The sequence below is a fragment of the Microbulbifer sp. ABE4_465 genome, from assembly GCF_056160765.1.
In genome coordinates this window covers 383,914-402,097 of record NZ_JBSWXV010000001.1, presented here as the reverse complement: position 1 = coordinate 402,097, position 18,184 = coordinate 383,914, and the positions used below count along the sequence as shown (strand labels likewise).

The 18,184-nt window shown below is 45.7% G+C and carries 13 protein-coding genes; all 13 read right to left on the bottom strand.

Translation table 11 applies throughout. The features are described 5' to 3' along the window. Window positions 1-44 precede the first annotated feature (44 nt). A complete protein-coding gene (locus tag ACXAG1_RS01610) occupies window positions 45-503 on the bottom strand; it encodes an FAD synthase family protein (protein WP_406827640.1) in 459 nt (152 codons plus the stop codon). A gap of 22 nt (window positions 504-525) precedes the next feature. Further along, a complete protein-coding gene (locus tag ACXAG1_RS01605) occupies window positions 526-2,034 on the bottom strand; it encodes a LicD family protein (RefSeq protein WP_475118743.1) in 1,509 nt (502 codons plus the stop codon). A 153-nt stretch (window positions 2,035-2,187) separates the two neighbouring features. Continuing rightward, window positions 2,188-3,018 carry a hypothetical protein gene (locus ACXAG1_RS01600; RefSeq protein ID WP_475118742.1) on the bottom strand — a complete coding sequence of 277 codons (831 nt, stop codon included), beginning with the start codon at window positions 3,016-3,018 and terminating at the stop codon, window positions 2,188-2,190. Window positions 3,019-3,135: 117 nt separating this feature from the next. Next, window positions 3,136-4,863: a hypothetical protein gene (locus ACXAG1_RS01595; protein WP_475118741.1), complete on the bottom strand. Its 1,728-nt coding sequence runs from the start codon at window positions 4,861-4,863 to the stop codon at window positions 3,136-3,138. 116 nt (window positions 4,864-4,979) lie between these two features. After that, window positions 4,980-7,769, bottom strand: a complete 2,790-nt coding sequence (locus tag ACXAG1_RS01590) for a glycosyltransferase (protein WP_475118740.1) — start codon at window positions 7,767-7,769, stop codon at window positions 4,980-4,982. Window positions 7,770-7,798: 29 nt separating this feature from the next. After that, window positions 7,799-8,086 carry a hypothetical protein gene (locus tag ACXAG1_RS01585; RefSeq protein ID WP_406827634.1) on the bottom strand — a complete coding sequence of 96 codons (288 nt, stop codon included), beginning with the start codon at window positions 8,084-8,086 and terminating at the stop codon, window positions 7,799-7,801. Window positions 8,087-8,107: 21 nt separating this feature from the next. Continuing rightward, entirely contained in the window at window positions 8,108-8,869 is a 762-nt protein-coding gene (locus tag ACXAG1_RS01580) for a hypothetical protein (protein WP_475118739.1), read from the bottom strand. A gap of 20 nt (window positions 8,870-8,889) precedes the next feature. Continuing rightward, window positions 8,890-9,618 carry a hypothetical protein gene (locus tag ACXAG1_RS01575; protein ID WP_475118738.1) on the bottom strand — a complete coding sequence of 243 codons (729 nt, stop codon included), beginning with the start codon at window positions 9,616-9,618 and terminating at the stop codon, window positions 8,890-8,892. 184 nt (window positions 9,619-9,802) lie between these two features. After that, window positions 9,803-10,768 (bottom strand): GDP-L-fucose synthase, encoded by a 966-nt coding sequence (gene fcl, locus ACXAG1_RS01570; protein WP_475118737.1) that lies wholly within the window; start codon window positions 10,766-10,768, stop codon window positions 9,803-9,805. Window positions 10,769-10,780: 12 nt separating this feature from the next. Beyond that, window positions 10,781-11,896, bottom strand: a complete 1,116-nt coding sequence (gene gmd / locus ACXAG1_RS01565; RefSeq protein ID WP_475118736.1) for a GDP-mannose 4,6-dehydratase — start codon at window positions 11,894-11,896, stop codon at window positions 10,781-10,783. 408 nt (window positions 11,897-12,304) lie between these two features. Continuing rightward, window positions 12,305-13,123, bottom strand: a complete 819-nt coding sequence (locus tag ACXAG1_RS01560; protein ID WP_475118735.1) for a sulfotransferase domain-containing protein — start codon at window positions 13,121-13,123, stop codon at window positions 12,305-12,307. A gap of 57 nt (window positions 13,124-13,180) precedes the next feature. After that, window positions 13,181-13,993: a sulfotransferase family protein gene (locus tag ACXAG1_RS01555; RefSeq protein ID WP_475118734.1), complete on the bottom strand. Its 813-nt coding sequence runs from the start codon at window positions 13,991-13,993 to the stop codon at window positions 13,181-13,183. A gap of 113 nt (window positions 13,994-14,106) precedes the next feature. Next, window positions 14,107-18,099: a glycosyltransferase gene (locus ACXAG1_RS01550; RefSeq protein ID WP_475118733.1), complete on the bottom strand. Its 3,993-nt coding sequence runs from the start codon at window positions 18,097-18,099 to the stop codon at window positions 14,107-14,109. Window positions 18,100-18,184: the final 85 nt, after the last annotated feature.

Sequence of the window (18,184 nt, the reverse complement as noted above, 5' to 3'; positions counted from 1 at the left end):
TTAATTCTAAAATACACAAGACACAAACTTTCAGTTGTGTTTCGCTACAATCGCGATGCCAGCGAAATCAAGTGATCGCAGACATTGAGTAACTCCTGCTTTTTGTCTTGTTTCACTGACGCCACAAGTTCTTTAATTTCCGTGGTGGAAATATCCTGGGTTCGAGGCAAATAAATTACATTTACGATGTCAGAAAGGTCGTCAAACTTCCCAGCCCAGTCATCCCCCATCGCGAAAATATCCGCCTTTTCTCTAATGACGTCCGTTCGCTTTTGCTCCCAATTCGATTCCGGAAACACGCCATCCACATAACGACACGAATCAAGAACTTCTTTCCGCTGCTCATAGCTCATAATAGTCTGCTTACCCTTCAGTTCATTGAACTGATCCGTCGAGCATCCTACCACTAACCGGTCACCCAAATTGGCCAACCGCTTCAACAATCTCACATGTCCAACATGAAATAAATCAAATGTGCCATAGGTAATAACTGTTTTACTCATATCAACTCTCACAAAACTGGATCTAGCGCTTTCCATGCTCATTCGCGCGGAAGTGCTTATCTGGTACATTCCAGTTCACCCCATAGCGCGCAACCAAAAATCCCTCAATGTCCGCAGGTACCTGGTATTCCCGACCAAAGAACTCTTTGGTTGCAACAGGCTGCAATATGGACGCGGGAACACTGGAATAGTTAACGTTCCGCATCGGAAGCAATAGCTCTCCGCCGGACTCGAACGCCAAGAAAATATCCAGATGCACTTTATGCAACTTGGAAAACACTTGAATAAACGGTAAGCCTTCACGGCGATTATTAAAGTTTATTTGCGCCCGAAATCCAGCTTCGCTTAAATTTTCTACAATTTCTTTTGCAACTTCGTGTAATCCTTCCCGCCCTACGTTCGTGATACACAGCAAGTCAATGTCATCATCGTGGGCAATAAAGTCATTGTCTCGATAGAAACCCAATAGCGTTCCATAACAAAGCAACAAAGCCTTATCAGAATCATGCAGACACTTCACAACTGCATCAATAGTATCAAGTAAGGTTTCGCGGGGATAACTGGACAAAGGACGGGCAAAGGTATGAGCCGCAGGGATTAAGGGGTGTTGATACTTCTTGTGCCCAATAACTTCGACATCTTCCTCAATGCATTTTAATTCGGCTTCAGATAAAGAACGAGCGGCAATAGAGTACAGTCTAAATGCATCTCTTCGATAACCATGGCATACCAGCATGTTGATGGAAAAACGTGCCGCAAAAAAGCTTAGCCCCGACTCGAAGAAGCTAAATACACTGGATAGGGAGCGGGCCAAACTAGAACTAAAGAAGTCTACCGATTCGATACTACTAGATGGAAACTGATACTCTGCCCCGAACCTCTCGACTATCCCACAACAGGATTCAATGGTTAACGGACTAGTGCAGATGCAATTCTGAAGCTCAGAAAGCAAATTACAAACATCAACCGGAGGTGAATCAGAAACAGGAAGGTTTTCAACGGCTCGTTTCAACCACGTTAGGCGAGACTGGAGGTCAGAGCCATCGTAAATAGGATACCATCGTCCATCAGCGCAAACAGAAACCCGAAGGTTTCGGGCCCGGTGCCAAAGACCATCTCGTCGGTTAACAATCCTTAGTGCCTCTAATTCAATGTCATGTGGAAAACGCACAATGACATGCGGGTTTTCTTCCATCCGGGTAGAAAAAAAGGCACTCGTCCCATTCGCTAACGAAGCGATATCGAAAACTCTGTCATTTTTAACGGCAGAACTTTGCTCAAAAGACAGATTGTCATAATCCTTTAATGAAACCCACGTACTATGGGTATTGAAGAGGACATCTGCCAGGTGAAGATGGTTTGTATCTGCAAGATCGATTTTTACTTCTGAGACTCTTTTTCCAACATAAACCTCGAAAGGCATAGTGTCTATGCCATATATAGTAGGTCCCAAATAATTTTCGTCCCAGCGTGACCTCGCCGAATCTTCCTGTCGCTGACCAAATATTGAACGAACAAATCTTGCAATCATAAATAGTCTCAACCCACCCGGTAGCAGATCTCCGCGACAGAGACCTGACCTTCAGCAAGTAGTCCGAATAAATTTTATAAGAGCATCCAGCCTACTGCACCCAGCTCATAGACGAACCAGATACGCGGTAGCCGTTGTACTCGGGCAAATTGACTAAGCGCGCTTTTTACCGAGGCTCAGCTGCTCACATCTACTGCGATAATTTTCAAAGCGTACTGCAAAGTCTTCAATTTTGGCGATTCTCTGGGCAAGAGACTCTTTCGCCATACGATATAGAGCCAGGTCAAAACTATTGTTTTCAACCAATAGGTCAAAAACCTCATCCCCAATTTCCCCGGCCAGATAATTAATGCTGCGTTGCTCTGCCTGCAGGGAACGCGTCGTATTCTGACGCACATAACTTAAGTCAAAATTTGGAAAATACTTCCCGAGCTCTAACTCAATCAGCGCCATAGAACGATCAAAATCCTCTACGAGGCCTACCAGTGATCCGTCATTGAGCCTGTTAGCCGCAGCGGCAAGGTGCTTGATTCCGATAATTTGAGAATTCCGAATTTTGCACTCTGACGCAAGATATGCCACTTGGTAGTCCCGAATCGTCCGTCCAACATCTGGCTCCATACGCCACTTGATGTAGTCCTTCAAATCATATTTTTTTGCAGCTTCGGCACCCGGCGTATCAGATTTCTGCTTGCGCTCGAAACTGTATACGGAGAGCACTCGTAGTAACGGATGACGCAGAAAAAATACAGGTACCGACTTTATGCCCTGTAAGCGTGATGTGTTGCACATATGATGTGAAGAAATGGCCTTGACTTCCGGGTTTCCGATCAAAAACTCCTGAAGGTAATCAACTCCGCGCTGCCGCATTGGCTGGTCGTCGCGATGATCGCAGAATGCACTGCCAAAATATCGCCGCAGAGCCCAATCGAAGGTTGTTCCGGCATTTTTGAAAATATGCCCATGAGTAATAACTAAACGCATAAAACCACAGTCCATCAATTCTTCTGTACCCGGCTTTGTATCGGGTGTAAATAGAACGCTACAATTTGCAAACGGCGAGCCACCGGCACCATAAGAGTCGCATTGGCCGATCCGGGCTCAAGCTGAGGTAAACAATTCCTCGCTACCCACACTCTGAGCCTCCAGTAGCGCTAGGATCTGGTTCACAACCTTGATTCCTTCACGTAAACGTCCGCCTCTACAGTGACGCTCCAACATTGCGAGCAAACCGCAAAACTGAATATCCAAGGCAGCCTCAGCTATATCACCCTCTTCATAATCCGCGTGTGCTGAGATAATGTTTTCAGCAATTTTCTCGGGTGAGTCTGAAGGCCATAGATGGAATCCGAGCGGCTCTAATTTCCAGTCTCCCAGGCCCAACAAGCAATCGCGGCCATCTTCATGAAGAGTCAACTGTTTAACAACCGGGTCTTGAACCACCAGACTGAGAGGTAAAGCCTTGATCCTTTCGGATATGGCTGGAAGCTGCTCAACAAGAGAGTCAAGCCTGATTTTTTCGTCAGAATCGGCTAAAAGCGAAAGTCGTGACAGTAGGACAGGGTTAATCCGATCTGTCAGCGTGGGATGGACCGAGCAGTACTCTTCAACTAACGCCGAGTCAAAAGTAAGTAGTTGAAGCCTAGAATGTACACTGATGATCGTGTCCCGATCTCGAGTAAAGTTCCAGCCCGCGGCCAGCTCAAATGCGTGGACCTGATAGCCACCCACCTCGGTTACCCCAATGAACTTCGGGATAACCCCCAAGGTCTCGAGATCGGGGTAGAGTTCCAGCTCGTTTTTTGCTGTTCTCGCCTTATTGCTTTCATAAACCTTAAGCAACAAATTTGCATCGCCAGAACAACATTGAACAAGACTCATCCAGGGAAAAGGTGATTCGACCCATTCACAGGTGGAGTCTAACCCCACCTGTACCCCGAGCGCGCTCAAGGCTTCAGAAGTAAACTCTTCCAGTGACCCTTGTGACATTTTGTCAATAAAGGCACCACTGTTACCCGCTCCCGGTAACTTTGCATGCCCACGATAGAACAGCTTCTGAACTGCAGCTTTCTTCTTACTAAACCAGACAAGATTACTCGCTTTCTGAGTCACTGCTCCCAACAGCCTTCTGCCCAGGATTATAGATACGACCCCTTGAAGAAACTCCGGTGGCCGCTCAGAGAGAACGAAGGCATAGACCAGAAAACAAAAACAAGCGATAAAAATCAGATTGGAGGCTCTACCCAGTATTGTGGGCGGACTATCAAGAAAAGCATCACGAAATTTACTGGATGCCGAAGCCAGCACTGCAGCGGCCACGACCACAAAGCCTAGCGCAGCCACCAAAAATGCCAGGAAGTCCAGATATACAAACCCGATTACCAGGCTCAATGCCAACAGCAGAAATGTACTTCCTCTTGCACTTACAATGCCGTTGTATGCCGAAATCAGAAAATCATTGCCCGTAAAGCGCCCCTTTTTATGCAAAAAAGAAAATTTTCTCGCATATTTATCCGCCGATTGATTTAAATACCAGTCCTGTATCAACACTACAATATGGAGCACCACAATCAGGGCCGTGAGTATCCCAGCCCATTCGGCCCGGGAGATTCCGGGCACAAACCTGTCAAACATTACAGGCATCTGCGGCGCAGCCAAAATCAGAACGATTTTAATCGGCAAAATAAAAACGAACAGTTCAAGAAAGCTTTTTATAAAACTCACTAGAACGTCGGAGAAAAATCGAGCAGGTGCTACGACGATAAACTGCCGGCAAATCTTTCTACGGCTAACAAAAAGTGCCGCTGTGCTGTTAATAAGACTCTTCATAGAAAATACAACTCATTCTATTAGTGCCGGACACGCTAAAAACAACGTTAAGACTCCAAACGCAACCAAGTAGCTTGACTATTCCTTTATGCGCATCAGGGGGCACGGCTATCCCGTCACTCGTCAATACCGCACAAAATATGCCTATCAATAGCGCCTCTGACCACTTCCTTACTGAAGAATTGCTCAATAAAACCCGGGCGCTCAGCCAACTGCTTCTCGCAAAGGGATTCTTTGGTATATAGCGCTATCAATTCGTGTGCGAAATCATCGGCACTCTCAGCAACGGCCATAACTGTTTCGGATGCTGGAATTCCCTCTGCACCGATTGGTGTCGTAACCAATGGTACACCGGCTTGCAATGCTTCCAGAACTTTCCCCTTCACACCGGCACCGTAACGAAGAGGAACCACGCAAACGCGAACAGCACGGTAAAGCTGCTCTAACTCGGCATCACTCACAAAGCCGTGCACTATTACATTTGCTGAAGCAAGAGCACTGATTTCATCTGGAACATTGGAACCAACGACATGAAGGCGCACCTCAGGGTCAACGGCACGGATCTTCTCCATCACCTCACTTATAAACCACAGGACCGCATCAACATTCGGAGTGTGGGTAAACCCACCGACAAACAGTAAGTCTTTTCGAGCAGAAAACTCGTACGGCTCGATACTTGTAGAGTCGAGCACATATAGAGGTAATTGCGCGACATCCGTTGCAGGTGCAATTTCCCGAACAGCATCCACTTCCACATCCGATGGATAGAGTACGGTATCCACTTGCTGAAAAATCCGGATTTCGCGCGCCTTCCAGCTTTCCGCATCTTTCTTTAGTTTTTCGTCACCAGCGACCACGGCTTCACGCTCTGTACGCAGGTAATGAAGATCATGCCCAAAGTAAACCAAGCGCGGACAATTCTTAAGCGCCTTAATTTCCGCTATAAAATCTTCGGTAATATGTGGCCGGTGCAGATAAATGACATCAAGGTATTTTGCGTTCTCCTCAAGCCAGAGTTTCCAGTTCCGAGCTATTGTTTCACCATAAAGCACTTCAACACCAAGTTGCTGAAGGGTCTCGGTATATGGCTGGTGAGGAAAGAAGTTTGCCCCGAGAAATTTAACCCGAATCCCCATTTCAACCATGGTTTTCACATAGAGGAAGGTCGACCTGGATCCGGCATCCTTATCGTAAAAAGGCACGTAATGGTCGATAAACAACACTGTCGGCTGGTCGCCCGCTCTTTCCCGCGCATCGAATACATCAACACCTACATCGCAGCTATTCGCTTCGAGCTCGGCCTTCCACTTCTTGCGCAATACCACTTGATTAATACGCTGCTGCTTCTTGATACCAGAATTGATATCGCTACCGTGGCTTACACCTTCAAAATGCACCACCTTCGATGCAGGCTGGTAAACCGTCCGCAAGCCGCGAGCTCGGATCTCGAACGCAAGGTCCGTATCTTCATAATAAGCGGGACAAAAACGCTCATCGAAGCCCCCTAGCTCATCCCACAACCCCTTTTCAAGCAGTACACAGGCACCGGAGATATAATCTACGTCCCGAACATAATTGAACTCGGGTAAGTCCGGATTTTGACCTCGACCATAGTTCCAGCCACTCGCATCGCGCCAGATAATGCCACCCGCTTCCTGCAATACTCCATCTTCAAATAGCAGCTTGGGACCAACTAGTCCGACGTTTTTCTGCGTTGAGACCACATCCAATAGTGATTGCAACCAACCTGGCTGCGGATTGGTGTCATTATTCAAAAGGACAAGATAACGCCCCTCAGCAAATCTCGCGGCGTTGTTGCAGTTTTTCAAAAAGCCCAGGTTGACATCGTTGCGCACAACACGAATATTTTTTATGCGATCTCCGATGGACTCCGTAATATCACTCGAGCGGTCATCGGCAATGATCACTTCATATGGAATATCACTGGTGTGTGCCAGAACAGATTGCAGACAGGACAACGTGGTGGGGTACTGGTTGTACACCGGAATAATAATGCTGACCAGTGGGTTCTCGTACGCCGGAAAGGTGAGCTCTACAGACTTAGATGACACCTCGTCAACCGGGAAAATCACCGGTTTCTCTGCCACATTTGCATCTAGCGGGAAGCGCTGCTCAATCCAAGCGGCGCCATTCAATTTTTCTATTCCGAGGAGTACGCGCACCAAGCGTTTAAAGCGATGCCAGGTAAAAATGTGTAGGCATGCGTAAGGGTTAGCCAGCGCGTACCGTAAAACCTGAATGAGATACTTTAATCGATTAAATCCACGGCTTTCTGCTGCCGCAAGATCTTCCCCATGGTCGCACTTAAAGCTTTTATAGTCGGACCAAAGGCTCCAAAGATAACCGGCCTTCCCGCTTCGGCGCGTCAGCTTTGCAGCCGCCCAATCTGCCAACCGATTGAATGCCCCCCGCATGCCACGTAACGCGCTTCCGATAGCGGCCTGCTGATGTACCACCTTTTGATATAGCTGAGAATTTACATCTTCCAGAGCTTGAAGATGCTCTTCGTCAAGTAGCTCTGGGTCAGCCGGGATACCACTCTCAATGAATTGGGCATACGCAGACGATAGATACTCTGAGCGATGCGAACCAATCGCTGCTGGCGAAACCATGTGGGCGAAGCTGGTTCTCTCGTCTGCCGGCAAGCGCGCGATATCCAGAGCCTCGTCCAAATAACGCCGCCCCCCCACCAGCGGAATCCGGCGGCCAAAAGCCTCAAGCGCCAGTGCTACCTTACCGATTTTACTCTGCGCAACCTGACTCATACCCGAAGAAAAGCGCTCAAGCTCTCCGGCCAGATACGCATTTTTCTCACTTTCTGCTTCAATATCATTGCTGATTTGAGGCTCTAGCACTTCGGGTCGCTCACTACACGTTTCATTCATTGGGCTTAAATACATCCATAATTGCCGATTCAGGCACTTTTTGCGTGTTCTTTCAATACGGTGTGAAAATCGACTCCACGCTCTTCCTGAAACTGTAATGCAGCCTCGTATAGTTGCGTCAATTCGCTTTTTGATGATGCACGAAAGGTCGCATAGCGGACAACACGCTCAACATGGCCGATCAAGCGCCCTAAAATCGACCGCCGAAACATATAAACCTTGGCATAGGAAACGCACAAACGGTGAAACAGATATTCACCTTTCTCTTTTTCTGACTTGTATTTATCCAGCAACAGCTGCTCTACAGAATCACTCATAAAACCCCCGAATATTAAAAATCAACTTTCTCTAGGAACGACCGAATCGAAGCGGGCGCACGCAAATTTATACAGCTCCAGATCGTACTTGTTTCGATCACAAAGCTCCCCGTATAGCGCTTCACCAAGTTCCCGTCGAACAGTCATCAATTTATCTTCCAACTGCTGTGCAGCAACCTGGGTAGTATTTATCTGTCTATTTATGACTTTTAGCTCGGGGAAATGGTACTGTAGGCAAAAGTGCATACGCAGCAATGACTCGTGGAACCGCTCAACCAGACCGAAGAAAGCCAGCTCTTCAAGAAACGTTTTTGCTCGCTCCAAACGCTCTTCGCCAGTGGTTGCATGCCGTGGTTTGTCACCTTCAACTGATTCGTTCGACAGTTGCAATACTTGAAAATCAGCAATAGGACCATGGTTTTTCGGGTCCAGTTTCTCCCGAACGTATTCCGCAAAAGTACCCTTCGGTTCAGCTAACCCCAATTGCTTTTTCCACTCGAAAAGGTACGCAGAACGCGCTCTATCGAGCGGGTGGCGAAGGAACACCAACGGGAAGACTTCATACTCCCCCTGGGGCAGAGGTGGCATCGCCTGGTGGGAGGAAATCGCCCGTGCCGTCGGATGTCGATCGATAAACCCCTGCATATCCGCGGGCAGAATCTTTGCCGAAGAAGTCTCTTTATCAAACTTTAACCAGGTTTCGCCAAAACTTTGACGAAGGATCTCATCAATCGATGAACCTGCATTTTTGAACAGGTGGTAATGTAAAATCAGTTTTCTCACGGGAAGCTACCAACTGCCAGTCAGCTGGACTGACCTTCTCCATCGCAAACCCGGTACCCAGTGACCGCAAGTCCGAGCTTTCGCTGATCTTCACCATTACCTAATTCCGCTGGGCTTAATGTACGGACCAGTTTTACTTCAATCCGCGTAGCCCGAGCACCCTCGCTCGCCGGCACACGACAGGTCAGGCCGCGCGTCTGGCCGTCAAAATCGAGATCCACCTGTTGTGCCTGCCCATCTACGAGGATTTTGGCCTCTTTAAGCAACTCGTCATCATCCATCGCGGAGATAAAGCCCAGACGAAACACCTTGTCGACATTTCGCAGTACCGGCACGTCAAACACGATCTCCGGTGCTGGCCCGGTCCAACTATAGGCAAGGCCTTCGGGTGTATATTCAACACCGTACATATTCTGGTTTTCACCAAACACCGCCGCGGATACCTCTACTCGCGCCTGGGGCGCGTAGTTGTGTTCCGCCACCGGTTGCGCCATCGCAGGTGTCCGCGTGTCTACAGTGGCCTTGCTGAGCAACACTTGCTCTAATATCTTAATTCGAGCAGACATTTGCGCCTGGTTCTCAACCAGCACGTCCGCCACAGCCTTCAAATGATCATAGGGGTTCGCACTGGCTTCTACAGCGGCCAACACTCTTGCCTGCAGCGCCTGGGTGTTATCTTTCACCAGCGCCTCAAAATAGCGTAAATCGTCGGCCATCGCTTCAACTTCACCGCGCTCAATACTGCTCATTTTTTGTACTCCAACTGTATTCCTGACCGCATCACGCCAACGCGTACCTGGTCAAATGGCCTTCATTATAAAAAACGTAGAATTATACCCACGAACCCGAGGGGAATCAGCCGTGTACGGCCAAATTTGAGAGCGAATTACAGGGGAAATGAGACCGGGCGGTTACGCCCGGCAGATAGAGGTGCTATCGGCGGAAATCCGCCTGATTTTCGAGAAACCATGAATAGGCCTGTTGCAGCCCATCTCTAAGGGTGATAGAGGCCCGCCAGCCAAGCTTCGACAAGCGATCCACATCCATGAGCTTGCGCATGGTGCCATCGGGCTTACTGGTATCCCACCGTATAGATCCCGGGAACCCCGTTACTTCTGCGACCGTTTCGACCAGCTCACGGATTGTACAATCCACGCCGGTGCCGACGTTGATATGACTCAGCATGGACTCGGTATTCGCGCTGTAGCGCGCCCGATCCAACTCCATCACAAACACAGAGGCCGCGGCCATATCGTCTACGTGCAGGAATTCCCGCATCGGTGTACCGCTGCCCCAGGCTACGACTTCCGCATCTCCATGCTCTTTCGCCTCATGAAAGCGCCGCAGTAACGCGGGGATTACATGGGAGTTTTCCGGGTGAAAATTGTCATTGGGCCCATACAGGTTGGTGGGCATGACCGAACGATAGTCGCGTCCGTACTGGCGATTGTAGGATTCGCAGAGTTTAATACCGGCTATCTTGGCAATCGCATAGGGCTCGTTGGTGGACTCAAGCGGCCCCGTCAGAAGCGCAGACTCTGCCATCGGCTGCTCCGCTTCTTTGGGATAGATACAAGAAGAGCCCAGGAACAGCAGCTTCTCCACACCGGCAAGATGCGCGGCGTGGATGATATTGCATTCCATCATCAGGTTCTCGTAGATGAACTCTGCGGGATACGTATTGTTGGCATGGATACCACCCACCTTGGCGGCAGCCAGATACACTTCGTCGATCCGCTCGCTGGAGAAGAACGCCAATACTGCGTTTTGACTGATCAGATCCAGCTCATTACGAGAGCGCACAACCAACTCAACATCATCGCGAAGCTCAAGCTGACGAATAATCGCAGAACCGACCATCCCACGATGACCGGCAACAAAAACCCGTTTCTTGCTCATATCAACCCCGCCCTACTCTTTAGCCACGGACACATCAAAGCCGTGCTCCTTGAGCAACGCATGCTGCTTAGCCTTGGCGAGGTCGGCCTCCACCATTTCCGCACACATATCTTCAACGGTGATTTCTGGTACCCACCCCAATTTTTCCTTGGCTTTGGAAGGGTCACCCAGGAGTGTCTCAACCTCTGCAGGGCGGAAATAGCGGGGATCTACTCGCACGACTACGTCACCAACAGAAACGCCTGGCGCATTATCTCCCGTGATCGCGCTGACCGTCGCGATCTCGTCCACACCCTTACCGGAAAACTCCAGTTCAATGCCAGCATACCGAGCAGACATACAGATAAACTCACGCACCGAAATCTGCTTGCCGGTAGCGATCACGAAGTCATCGGCCACTTCCTGCTGCAGCATCATCCACTGCATGCGCACGTAATCCTTCGCATGCCCCCAGTCACGCAGAGCATCCATATTGCCCATATACATACAGGCCTCAAGACCTTGCGCGATATTGGAAATACCTCGGGTAATCTTGCGGGTTACAAAGGTTTCACCACGGCGAGGGGATTCATGATTGAACAAGATCCCGTTACAGGCATACATACCGTAGGACTCGCGATAATTGACCGTAATCCAATAGGCGTACATCTTGGCCACTGCATATGGTGAGCGGGGATGGAAAGGTGTAGTCTCCTTCTGTGGAATCTCCTGTACCAAACCATACAGTTCGGAAGTTGAGGCCTGGTAGAAGCGGGTTTTTTTCTCCAGCCCCAAGAAGCGAATCGCTTCCAGCAGTCGCAAGGTGCCCATGGCGTCCACGTCTGCAGTGTACTCAGGCGCCTCGAAGGAAACCGCTACGTGGGACTGAGCACCCAAGTTATAGACCTCGTCCGGTTGCACATCCTTCAAAATACGGGTCAGGTTCGAAGAATCCGTCAAATCGCCGTAGTGGAGGAAAAAGCACGGGTTACTCTCATGGCGATCCTGGTAAATGTGATCGACTCGCTCGGTATTAAATAGTGATGCACGGCGCTTGATTCCATGGACCTCATAACCCTTGCTTAGCAGAAACTCCGCCAGATAAGACCCGTCTTGCCCTGTTATTCCAGTTATTAGTGCCTTTTTCACAACTTTGACCTTAAAAAATATACCTAAAACTAGCGACTAAGAGTCGCTGCAAAAAATATCAAGGGAATAAACTTTATCGATAACATCAACAAGGTCTTCCGATAATCGATTGACCAAAATAAGGTCCGATCGGCTCTTGAATACGCTTAATTTTCTTTCTGCGCGCGAACTAAAAAATCTATAACTCTCTAATGCAGGCTCAAATATAATTATTTCTACACCTCTATCCCTAATTCGTTTCATTACCCCTTGTATTGAAGTAAAACGAAAATTATCTGAACCGGTCCTCATAACTAAACGGTAAACACCCACCGTAACCAACAACAGTAATATTCGCAAATAATCACCGCGCCTCAAAAAATGACATACCTATTAAAAAGCTCAAGTTGCTGATATCTCTATTACAAATCAAATATAGCCAAATTTTTTCATAAACCCTGCATAGCGAGACTCAATAAACTCTACACTCTCTTGGGAGAGTCGAGTTTTATAATTTCCAGGATGAACCTGCCGGATATGCTTACTTTCATCCTCCGCCTCTGGAAACACATCATGCTTTTCAACAATTTTTATTAACTCTTCAGCGTCAACATCAAATCCTAAGATTTTACTAAGATCTTGAGCCCACGCCATTTTTTCATAAATCACATCTTCATACTTGAACAAATGTGTATTCTCATCAATCAAATCTACAAAGGCTTGCATATTTCGAACTGCAATCCCCCCCTTATCTGCCAAGATAAATTCATCGAGCGTCATCTCAGAAACCTCGGCGCGATTTTTAAGAGAACTTTCACGTGTAGCCCCAGATTTGGGAACACCGTGACTTTTTGCAATAGAAAAGTAATAAGAAACAAGCAAGTCTCTTGGGTCTCGAATTAGAAAAATCTTCTTGCCTCGTTTAAAAGAACCCAAAGAGGGAATTCTATGCAGCGAACGAAACCCGGTGAAAATAAATCCGTCTTGATCAAGAAACTCATACAGACTTTCAGGCCAGCTAGCAGTCGGGACACCTTGACGCCAGGCCAGTAATTCAACAGGAATATCCACTTCACCGGCGGATTTAGCAAGATCTTTGATAAGATTATTTAGCAAAGTAGAGCCAGTTTTGTGTGCACCCACGACAAATACTGATGGTTCAGATCTAGGATGCTCAGGAGCAGGCAAGTTAAAAGTTAATTTTTCCCCTCTAACTTCCACCTCAAATTCTATTTTATTGACTTTCATAAAATACCCTTAAAATTGAACAAACTCTGAGTGTAATTACAATGCCGCCACATACTGTCAATCGAATTTCTGAACCCAGTTTTCATACCGCAAATCCCAAACATCAGTGCGGAAACCGGTTAATTGAGAAAACCTCGAAACTTCAGCGATAATATTTTCATATATTTCGTCAAGTACTACTTTGTCAAATTTCAAAGTGGTAGTCTTTTGCCCAACGGAGGGACTTACATTCAATTTGATAACATCATCACTAGTGACATTTGGCAGCCCTAGAAATTCATATATTTTTTGAGCTGTTGAACTTTGATCTCTCACAACATCTTCAAAGTTACAGAAATAGAATTTCTTTAATTCAAAGTATTCTAGATACGGCTTTATCTGACTCGCATAGCAACTGGTATTGAATGCAGGGGCAAAGGCGGAACTTCTTTGAAAATCAACGAAACTAAGCCCTTGCCAATTCTTCCGCTTTAATAAATGCCGATAAAATGACTGAATTCTTTCCAAAGGATTTCGGACGATATAAATAAAGCGGAAATCGCTCCCCACCTCTCGCATCCTTTCCGCAATTCGATACTTGCTGGCTATATCGTGATAGGTATATCCCGTTGTTGATTCGCCGAAATACCGCTCGTTTGAATAACCTTTAGCCATATAATTTTTTAGAAGGTCTTCATGAGATTGAACATTGCGTGTTATTCGATACTTCGAGAGAAAAGACTTTGCTTCCTCAAACGGATAAAAGAACATTGGCTCTTTCACAGGGTTCGACATGAAAATATCTGGGTGCTCATTGAGAACAGCATGAAGCGTAGTCGTAGCGCACTTTTGTGAACCAAGCAGTATAAGGTTAGGTGTTGGAGTCGACATATGCTACCTTTAATTAACTTTGGTTATTAAGTATTTTTTGAATTGTCAAGGATGTTCATGTAAATAAGATCACCAAGCAACCAATGAACCGTTTATTAATATAATTCTTCGAGTTAATTTTTTGCCCGCTTTCGTCGCTCATGACGTAGTCGAGATATAGCCATTTCTGACTTCATTCTACCCCGCAGTACTTCTATTGAGCTACCCTCAACGCTCATATAGTTAATTTCGCTTTTAGAGGCCAAACTAGCACTCTCTTCACTGCTTATCTTGTTGTATAAATCCATATAACCCTTCAAAGTCTTGGTTTTGGAGAACCTCTGTAAAGCAAATGAAGAACAATACGCTCTATCGACAGGCCTTGTGACGAGCCGATAAATTCCATGCGCCAACTCCTCGTAGTCACCCACCGGGGCCAAAGCTCCTAAACTAGAATCTTTCAACACCTCCGCCATGATCCCGGTCTGAAAGCCCAAAACAGGAGACCCGCAAGCAAGTGCCTCAATAGCCGTATTAGAAAATGTCTCTTCAAGTGAAGGTACCGCAACCAAATCCACGGCATTATAAAACTTCCGCAAAAGTGCCACTTCATCAGTTTGAGGCATTTGAATTACCTCATACGGCATATCCAAATCAAGCTCACTTTCGTTGGACAATAGCGCTAAAGCAACTTCTAACTCAGGATAAAATTCATTTAAACACTTTAGAGCCTTCATTAATTCATCATGCCCTTTGATGTAGCTTGAAAAAGAGGGCAAATAACCTATAACGAATTTATTTTCCGGAAAAGAGAAATAATCACGTACTTCACGCCGGTCCTCTAAAGGAAAAAAATCGTCCTCATTTACAAAATTATTTATTACAGCTTTTCTAGCATTTACTGTTAGTGGTGACCTATCTAAGATACTCCTCACATAATCACTAATAGCGACGTATGTAATGTTATCTGTATTCCATGAAGAAATCTTTTTCTGTAAAACTTGTTCTGCATAAAGATCTGCGGAGCTTCGCAATTGCGGACAAGGACCACAATTACTCTGCCACTGTGAGCAGCCATGAAAATAGTGGCAGCCGCCCGATATTGGGTTCATATCTCTGACAGTAACGGTCATTGGGATTCCGAGAATGGACATCGCAGAAATATTTTTAACGGACAAAAATTTAGCAAACCATGCCAGATTAATAACATCAGCGTCTCTCACCAAGTCAATAATAGTTTTATTCGAAATGGCGTGATCATCGATTGAAAATGTAGTAAATCCTCTTTCAGGAGCAGTTTCCAGGTGCTGAAAATCTATCGATAACTCCGGATCGAGGTATATTACGTTTGGTATATACTGACCAATCTTTTTCTGCTCTTGTCTCCTGGTTACAAACCATGAGCTCCACCCGTTTAGCAGCAATTGCTTATGGATATTCATTGTGGCACCTGAAGCACCACCTCTTCCGAGTGAACAGAAGTGATATATTTTCTTCCGCTCTTGCCCTAAATAGGATTCTGCAGCTTTAATCGCTTCATATCTATTTTTCTTAGAAAACAACTCCAGTCTTAGATTCGCATAATCGCTATTAGACCTAAATGAAGCACTAGAAGAGTCCACCATTTCTTGGATGGCGCTGCGCATCGACTCACTATCACCATTCAGAACAATCTTTGCGGTAGGGTTTTCCTCTCCTACAACTTCAGGAATACCGCCAGCATCAGTTCCGATAACCGACAAGCCAGACGATATTGCTTCCAAAATCGACACACCAAAGGTTTCCGTTCTTGGTGGGATTGAGTCATCATAAGTAGATGGCAGAGCAAACAAGTCAAAATTCGCGAGGTAACCAGGCGATTCATCAAAATTTACAAAAGGTACAAAATCAATGTTTTTTTCTACTCCAAGTTGCCTGGTCAATTCGCGTAAACTTTCCAATTCTGTAGCAACATTTCCATAAATAATGGTTAATTGGAAATTATGCTTACCTGGGAAACTTACTTGCGATAATGCTTCTATTAGGAAACGATGGCCTTTCCAGCCAATGAGCCTCCCGATGCTCAATACTCGAAGCTCTCGCTCCCCACGATAGAAATCAGTTTCCTTACGATTCAGAGAAAATTTCTCAGAGATACTATTATGTGCCAGGAACACTTTTTCTCGGGGAACACCAGCTGAAACAAGAAGATCCAAAAGGTAATTAGATACAGCTGTAAAACAAACGTTTTCCGCAAACTTGCAAAATGACTTTATATATTTCTCATAGCTTTTATTATTCTCTATTGTATATACATCAATCCCATGACACATATTTATTGTTGGAACTTTTCTTTGCTCAACTGTGAGCCTTTCGTATAGCCAAAAACCATTGAGCGCGAAGTGAGCTATAACCAATTTCGGAGCTAGACGGTCCCACATTATTTGATATAGCTTTTCTCTTACCCTGCTATTTAATTCCCCCCACGGGAGAGGCAAAACAAAATCATATGGTCTTATATCTTCCAGATGCCTATTGTCACACAAAACCACATGTAATCGGTCACCATCAAACCTTTGCATATCCATCAGCAAGTCGTATACAAAAGTTTCAGATGGGGAAGAAAACTCCCTTAGAAAATGAAGGACAATTGGCTTATGGCTTACTCTTTGATCTGCTAACACTCGTTCCAGACCAGTGAGAAATCTTGCCGTCTTCCCGGTTCCGTTCCTGTACCTTATCTGAGAAAAAGAAATATCATATTCGGCGCATATATTTAACACTCGAAGCAATTGATCTTGATTCAAGTCGTCAACCAGATACCCATCTCGATGCGCTAAGTTAAATTCAAGGAATCTCTTCATCGCTTTACCAAAGATGGAACAGTAACCGCTGAACCTTAGATAAAGATCGATCAAACTAGAGGCAGAGTGAGTATTAAAATTCGACAAATAAATTAATCGTGCTTCTGACTCGCTCAAAAATGGAAATACAATTCTTATTAGAGATACTGATTCTTGAATGATGTTTTCTTTAGCGCTATCCGTCAAGGCCGCTGAAAGCCCTGTTGTTGAGTAAAACACAAGCGGCTCACTAATTTTTTCAAATGACATCCCCATTAAGTAAGCTCGCCTAATCCAACGAGCGTCTGAATTTACCTTTCTTGTTTCATCAAAATAACCTATTGTCCTAAAGCATTCTTTACTGCATAAAAATGTATTGTGTTTTATCGAAAGCTGAGTGAATAGGACGCCTTCATTAATATCGGGGCATGTGACCGTGGCATCTTCAGTTTCATAATCGCAGTAAACAATATCTGCAGTCCCAACCGTAAGTCGCCGCAAACTTTTCTCGATAAACTCTTCTTTAAACAGGTCATCACTATTTAGAATAGCGATATATTCGCCTGAAGCGTACCTAAGCGCTTTATTCATTGCTGAATAAATACCCCTATCAGGCTCAGACACAAAAAGAGCGATTCTATCCGAATAAGAACGTATGACATCAACAGTATTATCAGTAGAAGCACCATCAATGATTATATGTTCCACATTTTTATAGGTCTGATTTAAAACCGACTCAATAGCGTTGGAGATTCCAGATTCATTATTTCGACAAACTGTAACGACACTCACCAATGGAATGGCATCAGTACTGGAACGAACCCCTTCTGTCAGCCTACAACCTCCCACCTGCAAGTTTTCCCTAAGCCTCGGCTTGTTAGAATAGCCAGATTCATAGCGATCTAAAGCTAGAGCACTTGCCGCTTCTTTTCGAAAAGTTTCTTCACAGCAGTATGTATAACCCAAAGCATTAACCGATGTAACTTTCCGGGGATTCATGTCTACATTACAGCCAACGACATCTTTCACTGTTGGCATTCCGAAAATAGTAACATCGGATAGATCGTAAAAAGCACATTTACGCTTTATGACTTTATGGTATCTATCAAACGCCTCCATAGACCTAATACATTCAGCACGGACGATCAATTCCCTAATTGAACGCAGCTCATTTTTCACCGTGCACTGATCAACAATAGGACCGGAGTTCGACACATCTTTATACAACGTAAAAAGACGTTTATTGACACCAAGAAAGCATTGCTCTTGCAAATCTAGGAGATTTCCACTTTCCAAATATTTCATTATAAATTACAACCAATCCAACAACATGTCCGACCAATGTGACACACCTAAACAAAAATCGCCAAACCGCGTAAACTTTTAGCCA